At 69.2% G+C, this 20,007-nt stretch carries 18 protein-coding genes; 8 read left to right on the top strand and 10 right to left on the bottom strand.

Annotation, left to right across the window (positions count from 1 at the left end; all coding sequences use genetic code 11):
* Positions 1–87 precede the first annotated feature (87 nt).
* From C457_RS16295 to C457_RS16310, 4 genes are all read right to left on the bottom strand, one after another.
* Positions 88–936: a sensor histidine kinase gene (locus C457_RS16295; protein ID WP_008096392.1), complete on the bottom strand. Its 849-nt coding sequence runs from the start codon at positions 934–936 to the stop codon at positions 88–90.
* A gap of 93 nt (positions 937–1,029) precedes the next feature.
* Complete coding sequence (locus tag C457_RS16300) at positions 1,030–1,503, bottom strand: pyruvoyl-dependent arginine decarboxylase (protein ID WP_008096394.1); 474 nt, start codon at positions 1,501–1,503, stop codon at positions 1,030–1,032.
* 107 nt (positions 1,504–1,610) lie between these two features.
* Positions 1,611–2,849, bottom strand: coding sequence for a proteasome-activating nucleotidase Pan2 (gene pan2, locus C457_RS16305; RefSeq protein WP_008096396.1), 1,239 nt, complete (start codon positions 2,847–2,849; stop codon positions 1,611–1,613).
* A 403-nt stretch (positions 2,850–3,252) separates the two neighbouring features.
* Positions 3,253–3,726, bottom strand: coding sequence for a deoxyuridine 5'-triphosphate nucleotidohydrolase (locus C457_RS16310; protein WP_004976305.1), 474 nt, complete (start codon positions 3,724–3,726; stop codon positions 3,253–3,255).
* Between the two features lie 304 nt (positions 3,727–4,030).
* Between C457_RS16310 and C457_RS16315 the strand changes: the two genes are divergently transcribed.
* From C457_RS16315 to C457_RS16350, 8 genes are all read left to right on the top strand, one after another.
* Positions 4,031–5,995: an aconitate hydratase gene (locus C457_RS16315; protein ID WP_008096398.1), complete on the top strand. Its 1,965-nt coding sequence runs from the start codon at positions 4,031–4,033 to the stop codon at positions 5,993–5,995.
* Between the two features lie 166 nt (positions 5,996–6,161).
* The gene (gene rimI / locus C457_RS16320; protein WP_008096400.1) at positions 6,162–6,650 is read left to right on the top strand and encodes a ribosomal protein S18-alanine N-acetyltransferase; all 489 of its coding nucleotides are present in this window, start codon (positions 6,162–6,164) and stop codon (positions 6,648–6,650) included.
* An 82-nt stretch (positions 6,651–6,732) separates the two neighbouring features.
* The gene (locus C457_RS16325) at positions 6,733–9,945 is read left to right on the top strand and encodes a bacterio-opsin activator domain-containing protein (RefSeq protein ID WP_049913692.1); all 3,213 of its coding nucleotides are present in this window, start codon (positions 6,733–6,735) and stop codon (positions 9,943–9,945) included.
* Positions 9,946–10,106: 161 nt separating this feature from the next.
* Positions 10,107–10,454, top strand: coding sequence for a HalOD1 output domain-containing protein (locus C457_RS16330; protein ID WP_008096404.1), 348 nt, complete (start codon positions 10,107–10,109; stop codon positions 10,452–10,454).
* 233 nt (positions 10,455–10,687) lie between these two features.
* Positions 10,688–11,176, top strand: coding sequence for a DUF5810 domain-containing protein (locus C457_RS16335; RefSeq protein ID WP_008096406.1), 489 nt, complete (start codon positions 10,688–10,690; stop codon positions 11,174–11,176).
* A gap of 24 nt (positions 11,177–11,200) precedes the next feature.
* Positions 11,201–11,704 carry a DUF5809 family protein gene (locus tag C457_RS16340; protein ID WP_008096408.1) on the top strand — a complete coding sequence of 168 codons (504 nt, stop codon included), beginning with the start codon at positions 11,201–11,203 and terminating at the stop codon, positions 11,702–11,704.
* Positions 11,701–12,264 (top strand): NUDIX hydrolase, encoded by a 564-nt coding sequence (locus tag C457_RS16345; protein WP_008096409.1) that lies wholly within the window; start codon positions 11,701–11,703, stop codon positions 12,262–12,264. Before C457_RS16340 ends, C457_RS16345 begins: the two co-directional genes overlap by 4 nt.
* Positions 12,265–12,615, top strand: coding sequence for a rhodanese-like domain-containing protein (locus C457_RS16350; protein ID WP_008096411.1), 351 nt, complete (start codon positions 12,265–12,267; stop codon positions 12,613–12,615).
* A 124-nt stretch (positions 12,616–12,739) separates the two neighbouring features.
* On the opposite strand, the gene yciH is transcribed toward C457_RS16350, so the two are convergent.
* From yciH to C457_RS16380, 6 genes are all read right to left on the bottom strand, one after another.
* Positions 12,740–13,033 (bottom strand): stress response translation initiation inhibitor YciH, encoded by a 294-nt coding sequence (gene yciH, locus C457_RS16355; RefSeq protein ID WP_004976316.1) that lies wholly within the window; start codon positions 13,031–13,033, stop codon positions 12,740–12,742.
* A gap of 66 nt (positions 13,034–13,099) precedes the next feature.
* Positions 13,100–14,137, bottom strand: a complete 1,038-nt coding sequence (locus C457_RS16360) for a DUF7096 domain-containing protein (protein WP_008096415.1) — start codon at positions 14,135–14,137, stop codon at positions 13,100–13,102.
* A gap of 147 nt (positions 14,138–14,284) precedes the next feature.
* Positions 14,285–15,562 carry a helix-turn-helix transcriptional regulator gene (locus tag C457_RS16365; protein ID WP_008096417.1) on the bottom strand — a complete coding sequence of 426 codons (1,278 nt, stop codon included), beginning with the start codon at positions 15,560–15,562 and terminating at the stop codon, positions 14,285–14,287.
* A gap of 52 nt (positions 15,563–15,614) precedes the next feature.
* The gene (locus tag C457_RS16370) at positions 15,615–17,912 is read right to left on the bottom strand and encodes a transglutaminase TgpA family protein (protein WP_008096420.1); all 2,298 of its coding nucleotides are present in this window, start codon (positions 17,910–17,912) and stop codon (positions 15,615–15,617) included.
* A gap of 61 nt (positions 17,913–17,973) precedes the next feature.
* Entirely contained in the window at positions 17,974–18,996 is a 1,023-nt protein-coding gene (locus C457_RS16375) for a DUF58 domain-containing protein (protein WP_008096423.1), read from the bottom strand.
* Positions 18,997–19,001: 5 nt separating this feature from the next.
* Positions 19,002–19,958: an AAA family ATPase gene (locus tag C457_RS16380; protein WP_004976321.1), complete on the bottom strand. Its 957-nt coding sequence runs from the start codon at positions 19,956–19,958 to the stop codon at positions 19,002–19,004.
* Between the last annotated feature and the right edge of the window lie 49 nt (positions 19,959–20,007).

Genomic DNA, 20,007 nt, shown 5'->3' on the forward strand with positions numbered 1-20,007 from the left:
GAATCGAAACCGGGAGATAACGCGGTTGCGACGCGGACGAGACCGTCGCGACGCGGACGAGACCGTCTCGGCTCGGTCGCGGCGCGGTCACGACGCCGTCCGCGGGAGCGATACGGTGACGACGGTTCCGTGGGCCTTCGGCTTCGAGATGTCGAGCGACCCGCCGGAGGCGTCGACGATGGCGCGGACGAGCCAGAGGCCGACGCCGCTGGTGTGCGAAAGCGGCGTCTCCGAGCCGGAAAGGAGGGCGTCGCGCTCGGCATCGGGGATACCGGGGCCGTTGTCGGTGACGGTAACCCCGGCGACTTCGCCGAGTTTCCAGACGCCGACGTGCACCTCCGGTTCGTCGCAGTCGGCGTGGACGACGGCGTTGTCGAGTAACTCCGCGAGACTGCGCGGGAGCGCCGGGTGCGCCCGCACGACGAGCGTCTCCGGCGAGGCGACCGATACCTGCACCTCCGGGTACTCCATTTCGAGGTCCTCGACGGCGTCCGCGACCGCACAGGAGAGGTCGACGTCGACCTCGTTCCCCTCAGCGAGTTCGACGGTGCGGAGGAGCGCGACCTCGTCGCTCACTTCGACCAGCCGGTTCGCGCGCTCCTGAATCGCCTGGACCGGGTCGATGTTCGAACCCGCGTCGCCTTTCGACTCGACGAGTTCGGCGTAGCCGAGGATGGCGGTGCAGGCGTTTCTGATGTCGTGTCTGAGGATTCGATGGAGGACGCTCGTGTGTGCGAGCGTCGACTCCAGTTGCTCGGAGGTCCGGTTTAGTTTGGACTGACTCCGGTTGACGAGGGCGTACACCAACAGCGCCGAGAGGCCGACGAACAGCCATCCCTTCGCCGTCTGGATGAGTTCGTGGTTCGGGAGTCCCTCTACGAGACTGTCGCTCGTCGCGACCCAGAGGAAGCCGAAGGCGGCGTAGATAAGCGCCACTCGCCCGGGAGACAGGTCGAACGGCGCGTCACCACTCATGCTGGAGGGATTCTCACAAAAGCTGATGAGTCCGTCGGTCACCGCACGGGCGGTTTAGAAGACAGATTCGCTCTGCCCGTAGGCCGCGACCGTGACGGCGGTGGTGTAGCCGTCGCCCTCGTGGGTCCCGGTCGTGAGCGCGACGTCCTCGTCGTCGAACGACCACTCGCGGAGGTTCCGGCCCGATTCGAGCCCGTCGATGACGGCCGCGCGAACGCTCGCTTCGTCGGTGCCGGACGCCTCGTAGAACAGGCCGGGTCCGGAGCCGGTCGCCCAGCCGAGGCCGGCGACGGCCGTCTCGCCGGGCGTCGAGGTGGTCTCGCGGGCCTGCACCACGGTCAGTCGGTTGCCCGCCGGGCCGAGGTCGGGGGCCACGTCGACCGCCTCGACGGTCGCGTCGGCGGGGACGACCGAGGAGACGGCGACGAGGTTGTAGTTGTGGACGTTGGCGGCGGCGAGGGCGGCGTCGTACGACGCCATCTCGGTGGGGGCGGTGCCGACCCCGCGGACGACGCGAATCGTGTTCATGTCCGAACTCTCGCGGCGGCGGAAAAGGGGGTTACGAATAGTGGCGCTCGAAAGCCGGGGTGAGGCGGAGGCGTCGACGACCGCCGCGACGCCGGTTCCCGACCGGTTCAGTACTGGTAGTCCGTGAAGCCCGAGATGGGGCCGGTGCCGGACTCCTCGACGTTCGAGAGCTTCTCGTGGGCGGCGTCGAAGTCCGCTCCCGTCACCTCCGTCCGGCCGTCGCGGATGGCGAACATCCCGGCCTCGGTCGTGAGCGACGCGATGTCCGCGCCGGAGTAGTCGTCGAGTTCCTCGGCGAGCGCGTCGAGGTCCACGTCGTCGGCGACGTTCATGTCGCGGGTGTGGATGTCGAGGATACGGCGGCGGCCCTCGACGGCGGGCTTGGGAACCTCGATGAGGCGGTCGAACCGGCCCGGCCGGAGAATGGCCTCGTCGAGCATGTCGAAGCGGTTCGTCGCCGCGATGATGCGGATGTCGCCGCGGTCGTCGAAGCCGTCCATCTCCGAGAGGAGCTGCATCATCGTGCGCTGGACCTCGGCGTCGCCGGAGGTCTTCGAGTCCGTGCGCTTCGAGGCGACGGCGTCGATTTCGTCGATGAAGATGACCACCGGCTCGCGCTCGGCGGCGAGCTTGAACAGGTCGCGGACGAGCCGCGCGCCCTCGCCGATGAACTTCTGGACGAGTTCGGAGCCGGCCATCTTGATGAACGAGGCGTTGGTCTCGTTGGCGACGGCCTTGGCGAGCATCGTCTTGCCGGTCCCCGGCGGGCCGTACAGGAGCACGCCCGCGGGCGGGTCGATGCCGACTTCCTCGAACATCTCGGGGTTCTCGAGGGGCTGTTCGACCGCCTCGCGGACCTCGCGGACCTGCTCGTCGATGCCGCCGATGTCGTCGTAGGTGACCGTCGGCGACTCGACGACCTCCATCGCCTGCGCCCGCGCGTCCGTCTCGTCGTCGAGGATAGTCTGGACGGCGAACGAATCGTTGATGGCGACGCGGTCGCCGGGTTCGATGTCGTCGATGTTCAGGCTCGGTGCGAATTCGGTCAGGACCTCCTGGTTGTTCCCGTGCTGCTTGATGATGACGCCGTCGTCGGTCAGTTCTTCGACCGTGGCGATGTAGTACGAGGCCGTCTTCAGGGCCTCGTTTCGCGCCTTCATCTGGTCGACCTCGTCGACCAGTTCGGCGTGACGGTCGTCGGCGTTCTGGAGCCGCTGGTCGAGTTCGCGGTTGACGTCGACCATGCGTTCGAAGTGCTGGCGGAGTGCAGAGAGGCGCTCTGCATCCGACATCTCGGGGTCCAGATCGAGATGAGGACGTTCCGGGAGAGATGGACTCCGTGACATCAGTGATTGGCCACACTTAGGCATGCGCGTAAATGTGCCTTTGGGTCAGAGAACACGAGTGCGCCGCTCGAAGCGGTTTTAGGTGACAGCGCCACCGTGGCCGCTCGCCTGCCGGGCGAATCGAAGGCCCGCGGGCGGTGTCTACGACTCGCGCGAAGCGAACACAGGTCCAGCAGGAACACGGGCGCACTCAAGAAGATGTGGAAGGAGGAAGTTGCGGAGGTTCGGTGTGTACAGGTCGCCCCTCGTTTCGGCCCGACATGCCCTCCGCGAAGACAGATACGACGCCCATCGACTTGAAAGGAATTCGTCATCGCCGAGAACGTCCCGTAAATCGAGATGTCGGTATTCATTCGGTACTATCCGCCGAGCGATGCCTCCGGAGAGCCATCGACCGGAACCGTCAGCGGGTCCGCTCGCCCTGATAGCTACCGTCGTAGGTCCCGTCGTGGTTCGCGTCCGCGAGGACGATTTGAGCCACGCGCGCGCCGCGTTCGAGTTCGACCGGGTGGTGGACCTGCAAGAGCCCCTCTCCTTTCCCCTCGTAGCCGGCGTCCCAGACGGCCGTGTTCAGCATACAGGAGTTCCGCATGAGCGACGACCGCGGGTAGATGAAGCCGACGTGATCCTCCGGGATGTGGACCGTCTCGGCGTACTGGAGGACGTAGCCGCCGGGGTCGAGTCGGTACGTCTCGGCGTCCGGGTCGGCGAACTCGAGGGGCCGACGCTCGCCGATGGTCTTCCCTTCGCGGCCGAGGCGGCCCGGTTCGACCTGTTCGAGGACCGCTTCGAGCGTCAGGTCGACGCCGTTCGGTTGGACCTGTTCGGCCGTGACCGGCGAGATGTGCTGTGCGACGAACGAGCCAGCGCGGTGCATATCCGAACCCCGTTCAGGGGGCGCAAAACTGTGCCGAACCTCGGTCGGCCGGCGGCCCGGGGATGGTGTCGGTACCGGGGTCGTGACGCGGTCTAAACCACCCCGTTTTCGAGCTGATAGAGGGACCGAATCACCCTCCATTTGGGGCGGTGACGGCCCCCGCGGTGACAAGTCACATGGGAGAACCAACAAGGAGTTTAATGGCCCTTAGACGCTAGAAACCCCGAGACGGCGCTATCGTTCACGTTCGAAGATAGGGAAGTACGCGGGATTTATATCCGAGGACCATCGACGTTCGGGTGTTATGGGACAGACGCTCACGGAAAAGATTCTCTCGGACCACCTCGTCGAGGGTGACCTCACCCCCGGAGAGGAGATCGGAATCGAAATCGACCAAGTCCTGATGCAGGACACGACTGGGACGATGGTTTGGCTCCAGTTCGAGGCGCTCGACCTCGACGAGGCCCAGACCGAACTCGCCGCCCAGTACTGCGACCACCAGACCTACCAGTTCGACTTCAAGAACACGGATGACCACCGCTTCCTCCGTTCCGCGGCCGGGACATATGGTGCCCACTTCTCCCGCCCCGGTAACGGTATCTGCCACAACGTCCACAAGGAGAACTTCGCCGCGCCCGGCAAGACGCTCCTCGGCTCGGACTCCCACACGCCGACGCCCGGCGGCCTCGGCCAGCTCGCCATCGGTGCCGGTGGCCTCGACATCGCTGTCGCCATGGGTGGCGGCGCGTACTACGTCGAGATGCCGGAAGTCGTGAACGTCCGCCTCGAAGGCGAACTCCCCGAGTGGTCCTCCGCGAAGGACGTCATCCTCGAGATGCTCCGCCGCGAGACCGTCAAGGGCGGCGTCGGCAAGGTGTTCGAGTACACCGGCCCCGGTGCTGAATCGCTCACCGTGCCCGAGCGAACCACCATCACCAACATGGGGACCGAACTCGGTGCCACCTCGTCGCTCTTCGAGACCGACGAGAAGACCAAGGACTACCTCGAGCGCCAGGGTCGCGGCGACGAGTACATCGAGCTGACGGCCGACGACGACGCCGAATACGCCGACGAAATCGTCATCGACCTCGGCGACCTCGAACCGCTCATCGCCTGCCCGTCGATGCCCGACAACGTGGTTCCGGTCCGCGAAGTCGCCGGCGAGAAGGTCGAGCAGGTCCTCGTCGGTTCCTGTACCAACGGCGGCTACGAGGACGTCCTCCCGGCCGCGAAGATGGTCAAGGACCAGGAAGTCGCAAAGCACCTCGAGATGATCGTCGCGCCCGGTTCGAAGCAGGCCGGCGAGATGCTCGCCCGCGAGGGCTGGACGGCAGAGATGATGGCGGCCGGCGTCAACGTCTCCGAGGCGACCTGTGGTCCGTGTATCGGTATCGGCCACGTCCCCGCCTCCGACTCCGTCTCGCTGCGCACCTTCAACCGCAACTTCGAGGGGCGCTCGGGCATCGAAGAGGACAACGTCTACCTCTGCTCGCCGCAGGTCGCCGCCGCCGCGGCGCTCAAGGGCGAAATCGTCGACCCGCGCGACCTCGCCGACGAACTCGGTCTCGACGCCCCCGGCGTCGAGCTCCCCGACAAGTACAACGGCTCGAAGACGGACCTCATCTACGCCGAAGACGCCATCGACGACGAGCTCATCAAGGGCCCGAACATCGGCGAAGTCCCCCTGCAGGACCCCCTCGGCTCCCACATCTCGGGTGAGACCCTCCTGAAGATGGAGGACAACATCACGACCGACCACATCATCCCGGCGACGTCCGACATCCTCAAGTTCCGCTCGAACATCGAGCGCCTCTCGGACTTCACGCTCTCACGCGTTGACGAGACGTTCGCCCAGCGGGCCAAGGATGCCGGTACCGGCGTCCTCGTCGCGGGCGAGAACTACGGTCAGGGTTCCTCCCGCGAACACGCCGCGATGTGTCCGATGTACCTCGGTATCGAGGCCGTCCTCGCGCAGTCGTTCGCTCGCATCCACAAGGCGAACCTGTTCAACTTCGGTATCGTCCCCCTCGCCATCGACGAGGAGACCTACGCGAAGATCGAACAGGGCGACGACGTCGAAATCGTCGACGACGTTGCCGAAGCCGTCGAATCCGGCCAGGAAGAGTTCACCATCCGCGTGAACGACGACTGGGAAGCGACGGCGAACCTGCACGCCTCCGAGCGCGAGCGCCGTATCCTCACCGCCGGCGGCAAGCTCCCCCTCACGAAGCAGCAGGCCGAGGGCGGCGCTGCCCCCGCGGACGACTGAACGCGACCAACACGCCTTCTCACTTTTTCGCCCGGCGAGCGGCGGCCACCGCGCGGCCGGAAGTAGTGCACTGCCCGCTCCCGTGCGCGTCTGTCTCGGCGTCGGTTCCGCGTCCGTCCGCACCCGTGCCGTCGGGCTTTTGCGTGCCAACCACGTAGCGCCGGGCGTGACGGCGTTCGACGACGCGCTCGCCGGCGACTTGGTCGTCAGGCGGGTCGACCGGGCGGACCTCCTCGACGTGCTCCGCATCGAGCGGACGTGTTTCTCCGAGCCGTGGCCGTACTCCGCGTTCGAGATGTTCGTCGACGAGCCGGCGTTCCTCGTCGCCGCCCGCGGGGACGAGGTGCTCGGCTACGTCGTCGCCGACGTGATGCCGAACCACGGCAACGACATCGGCCACGTGAAGGACCTCGCGGTCCGCCCGGAGGCCCGCGGGAACGGCCTCGGCCGGCAGCTGCTCGTTCAGTCGCTGACGGCGATGGCCATCGCTGGCGCGACGGTCGTGAAGCTCGAAGTCCGCGTCTCGAACGACCCGGCTATCGGCCTCTACCGGAGCCTCGGCTTCGAGCCCGCCCGCCGGGTGCCGAGCTACTACGGCGACGGCGAGGACGCGTACATCATGGTCCTCGATGTGGCGGAGTGGCAGCGCGCCTGACAGGACCGCTCGCGGCCGAAGGAGCGCTTATCACGACGAGCCGCGTACACGGGTTGTGTTACCGTCCCCCACCGTGCTCTGTCTGAGTGACGACGGCGAGTTCGCGGCGTCCCTCGACTCGTCGCTGTCGTCGCTCGATGGAGCGACGACCGTCCGGCACGTCCGCACCCCCGCCGCGGCGCGCGCGGAACTCGTTTCCGCCCCGGCGGCCATCTCCTGTATCGTCCTGGCCGCCCCCACGGCGGCCGGCGACGAGGGGGCGTTCGTCCGCGACATCTACACCCAGGGCATCGACGTTCCGGTCGTCGTCGCGGCCGCCGACCAGGAGACCGCGACCCGCGCGGTCGAAGCCGGCGCGACGGACTACGTCGTCCGCGACGACGACCCCGAGACGATGTCGTGGCTCGCCTTCCGCGTCGAGCGGGCGCTCGGCGAGTGCACCCTCGCGCGGAGCCACCGGGACCGAATCGAACAGCAGCGCGTCGTCTCCGAAATCGGAACGCGGGCGCTGACCGCCGTCGACCTCGACTCGACGCTCGACCACGCCGCGAGTCGCGTCCGCGACGTGCTCGACGCCAGTTCGGTCACGATTTTCGAGGGCCTCGACGACGGCGCGTTCCGCGTCGCCGCCGCCGCGGGCTGGTCGGCGAATCGGGGCCACGGACTCGCCGCGGCCGGGGGGACGCAGGCGGTCGAGACATACCGGTCCGGGCGTTCGACGCTCGTCGACGACTTCGACGACGACGAGCGCTTCGAGCACGCGACCGGCGCGGGCCCGTCGGGACCGAAAAGCGGAATGAGCGCGGCTATCGGCGGCGACGACACCCGGTGGGGAGTCATCGCCGTCCACGGCGTCGCCCGCGGGCAGTTCTCCGACGACGACGTGCTCTTCTTGGAGAACATCGCCGCCGTCGTCGGCGCGGCGACCGAACGGAACGAGCTGAAAAGCGCCCTCTCGGAGGTCTTAGAGCGGATGGACGAGGCGGTGATGGGGTTCGACGCGGACTGGCGCGTCACCTACGTCAACTCGACGGCCGAACACGGCCTCGGGATGTCGGCCGCGGCGGTGTTGGGGACGCGCATCTGGGACTCGGTGCCCGAGTCGGCCGTCTTCCGCGAGGAGTTCGAGCGAGCGATGGAGCGACAGGAGCCGGCGACCTTCGAGCAGTACTACGACCGCCTCGAAACGTGGTACGCGGTTCGGGCGTACCCCTCAGAGACGGGGCTGTCCGTCTACTTCACAGACATCACGGAGCAGTTGGAACACGAGGTCGAAGCCGAGCAGTACGGGCGGATGCTAGCGGCCGTCGCCGACGCGGTGTACGCGCTGGACGACGAGGGGCGGTTCGCGGCGGTCAACCCCGCGTTCGAGCGCCTCACCGGACTCGAGCGCGACCGCGTCATCGGGTCGTCCACGGCGTTGCTCACCGAGAACGCGAGCGCGACCGACGGCAGCGACGAGGCGTTCGCGTCGACCTCGCAGGGAATCGTGGAGTTGGACCTGCGGACGCCCGACGAGGGGGTCGTCAGAGTCGAAGACCACCGGACGCCGCTGGTCGTCGGCGGCGAGGAAGTCGGCTCGGTCGGCGTCCTCCGCGACGTGACGAAGCGACACCGCTACGAGCGCCTGCTCGCGACGCTCCACGACCGGACCCGAGAGATGATGGGCGCGACCGACCGACAGGCGGTCCTCCGGGCCGCCGTCGACGCCTGCGACGAGGTGCTCGGCGACGCCCGGACGGAGCTGTTCGTCTTCGACGAGGCGGACACGAGCCTCGTCCGCGTCGGCGCGGCCGGAACCGGCCTCGGCGACAAGCCGGTCGGGGGCGGCCTCGACCGCGGTGGGGTCTGGGACGCGTTCGTCTCCGGCGAGGTCCGCGTGATCGAAATCGCGCCCGACGGGGGCGTCGTCGACGGCGTCGAGCGCGTCATCGCCGCGCCGCTCGGTCGTCACGGCGTCCTCGTCACCGGCCACCCCGGCACCGTCGCGCCAGACGAGGTCGACGTGGAGCTCGTGAACCTGCTTTCTGCGACCGTCGAGGAACTGCTCGACCGAATCGACGCCGAGGCGGAGCTACGCGAGCGCGACCGGCGGCTCGAGGCCCAGAACGAGGCGCTCACCCGACTCGACCGAATCAACGCGACCATCCGGAACATCAACCAGTCGCTCATCCGCGCGCCGACCCGCGGCGAGGCGCTTTCGGCCGTGGCCAAGCACCTCGTCGACGCCGACGACTACGCCATCGTCTGGCACGCAGAGGCCAGGGACGTGGACGAGACGTACCGGCCGACGAGCGACGCGGTCCACGGCGCTGACACCGCCTACGCCGACCGACTCGGAGAGGTTGCGTCCGCGGAACCGCTGTTTCCCCTGCTCGAAGCTGCCGTGGAGACCCGGGAGATACAGGTGATAGCGGACGTGCTCGACGACCCCGCGTGGGCCGACCACCGCGGCGACGCCCTCAGCTACGGGTTCCGCGCTATCGCGGTCATCCCCGCGGTCGCCGACGACCGGGTGGAGGCGCTGTTCGTCGTCCACGCCACCGACCCGGACGCCTTCGCCGACGACGACGGCCTGCTCACCGACCTGGGCGAGACGGTCGGCTACGCCCTCGCAGCCACCGGGCGCGCCGACGCCATGCTGACCGAGCGCCGGACGGACGTGCAGGTACAACTCGGCGGCGACCGGTTGTCGCTGTCGCGGCTCGCCCGGCGCGTCGGTCGCGCGGTGAGCCTCGGCGGCGTCATCCCGAACTCCGACGGCTCCGTCATCGCGTTCGTCGCCAGCGACGCGGAACCCGAAGAGGTCGTCGCCGCCGGGCGGGACATCGCGACGCGCGTGCGCCACGTCTCGACCGACGACTCGGGGTCCCTGTTCGAACTCCGCCTCCCGCGGGAGTCGCTGTTCGAGACGCTGTACGCCTCGGAGGCGACCCTGCGCGCGCTCGACGCGACGCCGACCCAGACCACGCTCACCGCCGAGGTGCCGGAACGAATCCGGGTCCGCTCGTTCGTCGACGCGCTCGACTCGAACTACCCGGGGACGAGTCTGCTGTCGCGGCGGACCACGGACGACGGCACCGAGTCGCCGCAGACGTTCGCTGCCGAGATGCGCGAGGCGTGGACGAGCCGACAGTACGAGTCGATTCGGGCGGCCCACCTCGCCGGATTCTACGAGTGGCCGCGCCGCAGCACCGCCGAGACGCTCGCCGAGACGTTCGACATCAGCGCGCCGACCTACCAGTACCACCTGCGCGCGGCCGAGCGAAAACTGGTCGAGCGCGTCTTCGAATGATACCATACCACATGGGGCCCAGCGATACCAGCTGATTTTCAGTTACGGTTCTAGGTACCTAGAGGTGGCGCGCGCGCCACCACTAGTTGGATAGCAGCGACCGATATATCCACGAGCGTCGTCGGCACGGGTGTCGGCGAGGCGCCGACGCGAACCGAACCATGGACGAAACTCGCGTGTTACCGGGCAACGATGTGGGATGGAATACGGGGGCGACCGACGAGGTCGTCGCCCGACACGACTGGGGCGGACGAGACACCCTCGCGGTGACCGTCGTCACCGCGGCCGCCCAGTTGAAAGACGTGGACGCCGTCAACCTCCCGCCGCTGTCCGAGACTATCGACCCCGACGCGCTCTGCCAACTGTTCGCTCCGCTGGCGCGGACACCGGCGACGGACGGCGGCACCCGCGGGTCGGTCGTCCCATCGCGCGGTCGAATCGGGTTCCGGTACGCTGCCTGCGACGTGACCGTCTGGGCCGACGGAACGGTCATCGTCAAGTCCGCCTGACGCATCGACACACGAACGAATCGGTATCACCACCCACCACCACACGACGCGGCACCGAACGAGGTGCCGCGAGAGCCACCTGTCGCCTGCGACCCACCCACCACCGCGCGGGCGACGCGGCCACATTTCCTTTGACGACCGACGACGCCGACGCGGCGCGATGCGATGCAACGCGACAGAGCACGACGCGAGAGTGCGACGGGTTTTGGTACACAGAGCCGCTACCGGAGGGCATGGGATACGCCTGTCCGGTCTGCGACGCGCCGCAGCGCGACGAGACGCACCTCGCGAACCACCTCGCGTTGCAGGCCATCGTCCACGGCGACGACCACGAGACGTGGCTGGACGAACACGCTCCCGAGTGGGCCGACCTGAACGCCGACTCGCTCGGCCCGCTCGTCTCCGACCTGGCCGAGGAACGGGAGTTCGACGAGGTGTTCGAGGACACGGTCGACCGCACGGGAGGCCGAGGTCACGGTCACGACCACAATCATGGCCACGACATCCCCGACCGACAGCCGCAGCAGTTCGGCGGCTCCGGCGGGTCGCAGTCGCTGTCTGGCGACGCGGCGCGCATCTTCGAGGAGGCGCAGTCGCTCACTCGCGAGATGTACGAGGAGGGAGAAGACGGCGAGGAAACCGGCGACGACGAGCACGCGGGGCGTGACGACGCCGGCGACGCCGACAGTGCCGATGACGACGCGGACAGGAAAGAGTCGTAAGTCCGGGCCCCGAATCGACTGGCGATGGAAACCCACGGGACGATTGCTCCGGCGTCGCTCGACGAGGCCGAGGCCGCCTTCGACCGCGTCGGACCGACCGCACAGGTGGTCGTCCGCGAGACGGCCAAGGCGATGGACTTCGACCGCGAGGAGTACCGAGCGCGCGTGACCGGCGACGTAATCGAGACCGTCCGCAACGCGCTGTTCGCCGAGTCGCTTTCGGTCTCCGTCGGCACGCGCGACGAGTTCGACGACTGGCGCGCGGCCCACGAGCGCTACGAGGTCGTCGAACTCGGCAACCCCGACGTGGACCGCGTCGCGTGGCACGCGGTTCCGTTCGCCGAGACGGTGCTGGCGACGACGTTCCAAAACGAGCGAGACGCCGCCGTCAGTACGCTCCGACGCAACGCCTTCGGCCGCGTCTACCGCGACGCGCTCCTCGGGGAGGAAGCCGAGAGCGACGAGGCGGCCGCGGCCGACGACGACGACGCCGAGACCGACGACGACGCGACCGGAGCAGACCGATGACCGACGACGGCCGCCGTCACGAGCGCCTGCCCGACCCCGAGTGGCGCGTGCTGGAATCCGAAACCGAGTACGAGACCGGCTGGTTCACCGGCGGCTACGACCTCGTCGAACAGCCCAACGGGACCACGAAGCGCTACTACTGGGCCGAACTGGCGACCGCGGTGGTCGTCGTCGCCGTCGCGGACGACCACGTCGTCTTCGTCGAGCAGTACCGGCCGAACATCCGCCAGACCCAGTTCGAACTCCCCGCGGGCGTCGTCGAGAAGGGCGAGTCGTTCACCGACGCCGGACTGCGCGAACTCCGCGAGGAGACCGGCTTCGCCGCCGACTCCGCGTCGGTCATCGGCGACGTGTGGTGTTCGACCGGCGTCCTCCGCCACCGCCGCGGCTTCGTCTTCGCCGAGGGGCTCACGCCGGTCGAACGCGACCTCGACGACAACGAGTTCCTCTCGGTCCGCGCCGTGCCGGTCGAGGAGGCCATCGGGCGAGCGACCGAACCGCCGACGAACGACGCGACCGTCGAGGGCGTCCTCCTCGCCCGCGACGAGGGCCTGCTGTAGATGGTCGACGAAATCTCCCCCGCGGCGGTCGAAGAACTCCTCGACGGAGAGGACCCGCCGCTCGTCGTCGACGTGAGCACCGAGGCCGAGTTCGCGCTCGGACACGTGCCGGGGAGCATCAACGTCCCGCTTTCCGACCTCGTCTCGCACCTCGACCGCATCGCGAGCGCAGAGCGCATCGTCACCGTCTGTCCGCGGGGCGAGGCGAGCGTGCAGGCCGTCCGCCTGCTTTCGGCCTACGAGGGGACCGAAAACGCCCGTATCGAGAGCATGGCCGGCGGACTCGACGCGTGGGCCGGCCCGCTCGAAGAGGGCATCGACGAGGGCGGGCGCGGCGATGGACGCCGCTGAGCGGCGGCGTCGCTGACGCGTGACGCGGCCGCGGACACGAGCGGTCGGGCGACTGGCGGACTAACGGCTCGTGTGCGCTGATTTGCTTCGAAAAATCTCGACGGCGGGCTAATTCAGAGGTCGGTCACGCGACGTTGAACCCCTTTTCGCGGAGGAAGTCCTCCACGCGGCCGCGGTGGTTGCCTTGGAGTTCGATGGAATCGTCTTCCACGGTTCCACCGCAAGCGAATTTCGACTTCAGGTCCGACGACAAACTGTCCATGTCGACGTCCTTCGGGTCGAATCCCTCGATGACTGTAACCTCTTTTCCGTAGCGGCGCTCGTCGATGCGGATGACTATCTCCTGAGACTCTTTCGCCACGTCCTCGCAGACGCAGAGCTCTTCAGGGAGCCCGCACGTCGAGCAGACTTCCGACATTACAGTGTGGACCTACAGGATGGGGATATTAAACAGTATCGGGAGGCGGGGTCGCCGTCCCCGGCTTCAAGCGCCCGAGTCGTCCGTGGACGACGTTTCCGATTCGTCGTCCGCCGTCGCGTCGTCGGTCGTGGTCGTGCCGTCGTCGTCGGACTGCTCATCGTCGGTGGTCACCGCGGGGGCGCTCCCGTCGGCGTCCTTCGCCCGTTTGTCGTTTCCGGGCGGCGTCTCCGGGGCGTTGCCGTGGTCACCATCGCCGGACGAGCCCTCGGACGCGTCGTCGGTCACGCCGGTCGCGTCGGTCGCGTTTCCGGCGTCTTCACGAACGTCATCGGCGCGGCCGCTCGCCTCAGAACGCGAGTTTCCCGGGGCATCGCTCCGTCCCGCTTCGTCCGGCCGCCCGTTGCGGTCGGTCTCCGACTCGTTTTCGGCGCGGTCGCGGCCGATTCCCTTTCCGGGGTTCCCCGCGATTTCGCGGGCGATTTCGGCGACTTCGGGGCCGGTGAGTTCGCTCGCGTTCGTGCGGAGCCTATCGAGCTCGGCCGTCTCGACGCCGCGCGCCGAGAGCTCCTCGGCGGGGACCGTCGAGGCGGCGTCAGCCGTCTGGTTCAGCATGCTCCGGGTGCGCTCGATGTCGGCGACCGTCTGGGTCAACCGCGCGCGGTACTGGCCCTCCGAGAGGGTGCCGTTTTCGCGCTGGGCTTCGAGGCGGTCCCTGCGCTGTTCGAGTTCGGTGAGGCGCTCGCGCACCGTCACGACCTGCGTGGCGACGACCGCGGCCTTCGAGGCGTTCGAGTTCGCGTTCGCGAAGCGCGCTTCGAAGGTACGTCGTTCGAGCTCCCCGTCGGTCTCGGAGCCCTGCACGCCGATGACGGCGGACAGGCGCTGACCGGGGAGCGTCACCGACGACGCGGCGCTATCGTTGGCCGCCGTGTCGTTGGTCGCGCTGTCGTTCGCGGTCGTCTGTGCGACGGGAGCGGCGGCCGAGCCATCGGTGGCCGTCAGTCCCATCGGTCCGGCCGGGGCGGCAAGAGCGAGCGGTGCGCCAACCGTCGCCAGCAACACGGCGGCGGCGACGGCGAGCGCAGCGGTTCGTCGACTCATCACTCTCGTTTTGGAACCCCGTTCCGATATAAACGTGCGGTCGTGCCCGCGAATCAACCCCAGTCAACGGCAGTTCGAGCGTCGCATTCGGGTCGCCGCTGTCTTCCGATTAGGGACCGACCACCGACCGAAACGGTCGTAAGATATTTATTCACCGTTCGCGTCGCCGCCGTCCTCGTCCGCGTCGTCTTCTGGCAGACGGAGGACGTTCTCGCGGCCGAGGCGGAAGCCCTCGATGGTTCCCTCGTCGCGCATTCCGCGGACGACCTTGCTCGTCTTCGCGTCGGTCCAGTCGAGCGCGCCGGCGACCTCCTGTTGCTTGATGCGGCCGCCGCGGGACTCGATGAGCCGGAGGACGCGCTCTTCGTTGCTGAGGAGTTCCGGCGGCGGACTCGGCTCGCCGTCCTCGTCGCCCGCGTTGGAGTCGTCGTCGGGTTCGTCTGCACCGGCTCCGGCGCTCGCCGCGGCGGTCGCTGCGTCGTCGGCCGCCGCCGAGTCGGCTTCGCCCGCGCTCGCGGCGGCCGAGTCGGTGGACGCGCCGGCGTCCGTACTGCCAGCCGCGCCGGCCACGTTTGCGCCGCCGTTGCCGCCGTCGCCGCCGCCAAGCGCGCCGCGCGAGCGGAGATAGAGCGCGCCGGCACCGACGAGGACGACGAGGACGAGCGCGATGAGCGCGGTCGTCGTCGGGAACGGGTCGTCGTCCGCGACGGGCGTCTCGGAGTCTGTCGGGGTCGCCGTCGCCGTCACCGTCGTTCCGGAGCCGCCAGCGCCGCGTTCGAGGACGACGTTCGGCTCGCCCGAGACGAACTCGGTCTGGGAGCCGCGCCAGATGACCGTGTTTTCTCGCGTCTCGTCGCCCGCTGGTTCGACGGTCGCCGCGCCGTACTCGTCGGGCCACGAGAGGATGAGCCGGGAGCTACTGTCGAGGAAGAAGCCCTCGATGGCGTCGCCGACGACGAGGCGGTCGCCGTCGACCGCCGCGAAGTTGGACCACTCGAAGGAGTAGGAGACGACGCCGAAGCTATCGGGGAGCGACCGCGTCTCCGCCGAGACCGAGACGTTCGTGGCAGCCATCTCCCGGCCGGTGGCGTTCTCGGCGGCCCCGACGGTCGAGGCGATGCGCTCCGCGAACGCCGAGGTGTAGTCGTCCGGGTTGGCCCGCACGTCGTCTCGGAGCGACTGGAAGGCCTCGGTCGTGTTCTCGTCGTCGAGCCGGGTCCAGTACTGAATCTCCCAGCGGGCGTCGCCGCTCTCGGAGACCTCGACGACGATTCGCGTGCTGTCCGGTTCGACGCCCTGTTGGACGAGCGGTTCGACGCCCGGACCGCTCGCCGGCGCCTCCTGTGCGGCCGCGGTCGGGGCGACCACGGCGAGCACGCAGAGGGCGGCACACAGGACTGCGAAGACAGCGTCTCGTGTCGCCATTGAGCGTTCGTGCGAGCGCACGCAGAAAAAGTGACGCGGTTCTTCGCGCCGCTCAGTCCGCCCAGCGTCTGACGAGCGGCAGACGAGCGCGGACGACGGCGTTCGCCGCGGCCACGGCCTCGTCTGCGTCGGCGCGGGTGACGCCGTCGCCGTACTTGGCGCGCTCGTAGCGTCGGCCGACCTGTCGGGTCCGCTCGTCCACGCCGACCCGGGAGAGCGAATCGAGGTACGCCCTGACCGTCTCGCCGGGGCGGCGCGGGCGGTAGTCGCGTTCGAGAGCGAGTTCGAGGCGGTCGTACGCCCGGAACACGTCGTCTGCCGGCGAGTCGGTGCGCCGCTGATACGCCGCGGTGGCGAACCGGAGCTGCGCCGGGAGCCGGGTCCGCCTGACGCCGGCCACGACGCCGAGGAGGCCGACGAGACCGACGAATATCGTCTCCCGCGACGGCATCTCGGGGACGAGTCCGCCGTCCTCGTCCTCCTCGGTCGTGCCGTCGCCTGTGGGCGTGATGCCGAGACGCTCGTCGATGTTGGGGCCCGGTGCGTTGCTGTCGATGGGCGTCCCGTTCGGCTCGGACCCGTTTTCGGTCGGCGTCTCGGTGTCGTTCGCGGTCGTCGTGGGCTGTTCGGTCTCGTTGGACTCGGCGTTCGTCTCGTTGGTGTCGACGCCCAGTCGACCCTCGTTTCGGGCGTCGCTGAGGGTGGTCGACTCCGCGTCCTGCCGGGGGCCGGCGGGCGTCGGGTCGAAGCGGACCCAGCCGGTGTCCTCGAAGTAGACTTCGACCCACGCGTGGGAGTCGAGGCCGCGGACGACGTAGCGGTCGCCGTCGACGCGCTCGCCGGTCGTGTAGCCGGTGACGAAGCGCGCGGGGACGCCCTCCGAGCGGAGCAACACCACCATCGTCGAGGCGTAGTAGGTGCAGTAGCCGGCGTCCATCTCGAAGAGGAACGACTCGGCGATGTCGCCGTCGGGACGGGACACCCGGAGCGAGTACTCCTTGTTGGCTTCGAGCCACTCCTCGACGGCGACGGCCTTGTCGTACGGCGTCTCCGCGTCGCCCGTTATCTCGGCGGCGCGGTCGCGGACGCGGTCGGACGTGCTGTCGGGGAGTGCGAGATACCGCTCGCGAATCTCGTCGGGGTAGTCGGTGCCCGTCCGCCGGAGCGACGCCGCGGTGTACTGCGGGACGGCGCTCGTGACGTTGTAGGTCTCGCCGATTTCGACGGCTCGGTCGGGTCGGAGGTTCCCCTGCTGGGTGACGAGCGTCTCGTTTTCGATGTCGCCGGAGACGGCGACGGGCCGCCACGCCGCGGGCATGGAGTCGAGCGGCGTCGCCGGCGTGACGGTCTGGCGGACCAAGCGCGACGGCCCCTCGGGGCCGGCCAATCGACCGCCCTCGTAGTCGCGGGTGTCGCCCGTTCTGACCCAACCGTCGCCGGTGTACCGGTCGAACGTCGCCGTCTGCCAGTAGTCCGGCGAGGTGCTCTGGACCTCGAAGCGGACCTGCGGCGAGAGGCTGATGCTCCCGACGATGGAGATGCGGTCGTCAGCGCTCACGAGGCTGGCCTCGACGGTCGGCTGTTCGGCCACGCCCTCGTCGGGGATGACCGGCGACCCGCCCGCGCCGGGAAGGACCGTGACGGTGGCCGAGAGGACGACCATCGCGGCGAGGACGACCGTCAGCACGTCGAGTTGGCCGCCTGCGCTCCCGAAGCGGTCGATGCCGTCGAAGCCGACTGCGGCCATGCCCGCGCCGACGCCGAGGAGCGTGAGCGTCCCCGTCGCGTCGGTGGTGAGGACGAACAGGCCGAGGCCGCTCCCGGCGACCGCGACGGCCGGCGCGATTCGTCCGCGGACCGCGAGGTACCACGCGAGGAACACCGGGCCGGGCGTCACCGCGAGCGCCCACACGTCGGCCGACAGGAGTCGGAGCGCCGAGAGGCCGCTGAGGAGCGCGAACGTGTCGGCCAGCAGTCGCTCCGGCGAGAGTAACGCGACTTGGCTCTCGGGGAGCGCGAGGAAGTACGCCGCGAAGCCGCCGGCGGCGATGAGGGCCGCGAGGCCGAGGGCGTAGCGGGGGCGGAGCGTCCAGCCCACGACGGTCGCGAGGGCGAGCGTCCCCGCGGCGAGGAGGACGAACTGGTCGCGGCGACCCACGACGTTCGTGATGTCGTAGACGACCGCGAGGAACGCGCCGACGAGGACCAGCGAGGCCGCCGTCGCGAGGAGGTCGGCGGGGACGCCGAAGACGGTGTTCGTGGCGGAGGACGCCGACCTCGTCGCTGACGCCGACGCGCTCGCGGCCGACCGCGACGAGTCCGAGCCGCGCCGGTTCGTGTCGGTGCTCATCGCGGCACCTCCGGTCGCGCAGGGGTGCGTCTCGCCCCGTCAGAACGGTCGCGTGGACCCGTCACGCCGACACCCCCGAGTCGGCACCGCGGGTTCCGACGCGACTCGTCGGAGTCGACGACTCCACCGCGTCGCGCTCGGCGCGCAGGCGGTCGAACGTGGTCTCGCGGCCGCCGAGCGCGACGTGGGTCTTCCCGGCGTCGCCGCTGACGACGACCTCGGCGGTCTCGTCGGGGACCGACCCCGACCGGAGCCGCGAGAGGTGGACGAGGACGCGCCGGCGGTCGCCGGGCGTCGCCTCCACGGTTCCCGCGGGCGAGGTGAGGTGGACCGGAACGCCGGCGTCGAGAAGCGCACAGCAGAGCGTCGCGGCCGCCTCCGCCGCGTCGTCCTCGTGGCCGTCGGTCGCGCCGGTGGAGACGCGAACCGCGTCGGCCGTGACCCGGTCGGAGTAGGCTTTCACCATGAGGTCGCCGGACTTGGCGCTCGACTTCCAGTGGATGTCGCGGAGCGGGTCGCCGGGGACGTACTCGCGCAGGCGGTCGAACTCGGCGCGTTCGTCGGTGCGCCCCGCGTCGGCGAGCGCCGAGAGATCTCGCCGGGCCGCCGCCCCGAGCGACCGGACCCGCGGGAAGACGAGCACTTCGGTCGTCCCGCCGGCGGTGAACGACTTCGAGAACAGCCCGAGGATGTCGCGGGCGACGACGGTCGCCGGGCCGAGCGTCGCCGGGCCGCGACCGCGGTAGGTCACCTCGTAGTCGACGCGGCCGTCGCCGACGACCGAGTCGACCGCGGTGTCGCCGTCGAGACCGGACGAGAGCGCGTCGGTCGTGGTCGCCGGAAACGGCCTGTCGGCGTCGAGGTCGAGCGAGACGGTGTGGGTCTCGCCGGGGAAGCCGTCGTCGGGCGCGACGCGCTCGACGCGGGGCGGCGAGACGCGCCAGACCTGCACCGCGCCGACGACGAGGCCGACGGCGACCGGAACGACGACCGCGTTGAGCGCCCGCGGGCCGTAGGCGACGGCGTTGGCGACGCCGACGACCACGACCGCGACGGCGACCCAGCCGCGGAGGGTGAGCTTCATGGGTCTCACTCGACCGCGACGGTATCGAGCGCCCGCTCGACCACGTCGCGGCCGGAGCGCTCGTCGGTCGTCCGGACGCGGTGGGCCCAGACGCTCCGCACCTCGCGCTGGACGTCGTCGGGGACGACGTAGTCGCGGGCGTCGAGGGCGGCGCGGGCCTGCGCGGCGCGCACGAGGGCGATGGAACCGCGGGGACTCACGCCGAGGTCGGCGCGCGCTCTGGTGTCGGCCGCGAGCCGAGAGACGTAGCGGCGGACCGGCTCGCTCACCGTCACGTCGAGGATGCGCTCGCGGGCGTCGCGCACGTCACCGGCCGACGCGACCGGTTCGAGCGACTCGATGGGGTGGTGTCCCGAGACGCGGCCGAGCAGTTCCGTCTCCTCGGCCTCGTTGGGGTAGCCGAGATGAATCTTCTTCATGAACCGGTCGAGTTCGGCCAGCGGGAGGTCGTACGTTCGGTCGGGTTCCACGTCGTTCTGCGTCGCGATGACGGTGAAGGGGTCGGGGACGCGGCGGGTGACGCCGTCGACCGTGACCTGTAGCTCCTCCATGACTTCGAGGAGAGCGGCCTGCGTCTTCGGTGGCGCGCGGTTTATCTCGTCGCCGAGGACGACGTTCCCGAAGACCGGCCCCTCGCGGAACTCGAACTCGCTCGTCTGTTGGTTGAACACGTTCACACCCGTCACGTCGGACGGGAGGAGGTCGGGCGTAAACTGGATGCGCTCGAACTCCCCCTCTATCGAGGTGGCGATGGCGCGGGCGAGCATCGTCTTGCCGACGCCCGGCACGTCCTCCAAGAGGAGGTGACCGCGGGCGAACAGCGCCACGATGATGTCTTCGATGGCGTCGTGGTGGCCGACGATGACGCGTTCGACGTTCTCGGAGATTCGTGTCGCGAGGTCCGACACCGCCTCGACCGAGAGCGCGGGGTCGAAGTCGGCGTCTGCATGTGCATCAGTCATTGATATCCCGGATTACCCGCCGACCGTGCCGAGAGGGACGACGGGTCTC

Source organism: Haloferax prahovense DSM 18310 (assembly GCF_000336815.1).
Lineage (GTDB): Archaea > Halobacteriota > Halobacteria > Halobacteriales > Haloferacaceae > Haloferax > Haloferax prahovense.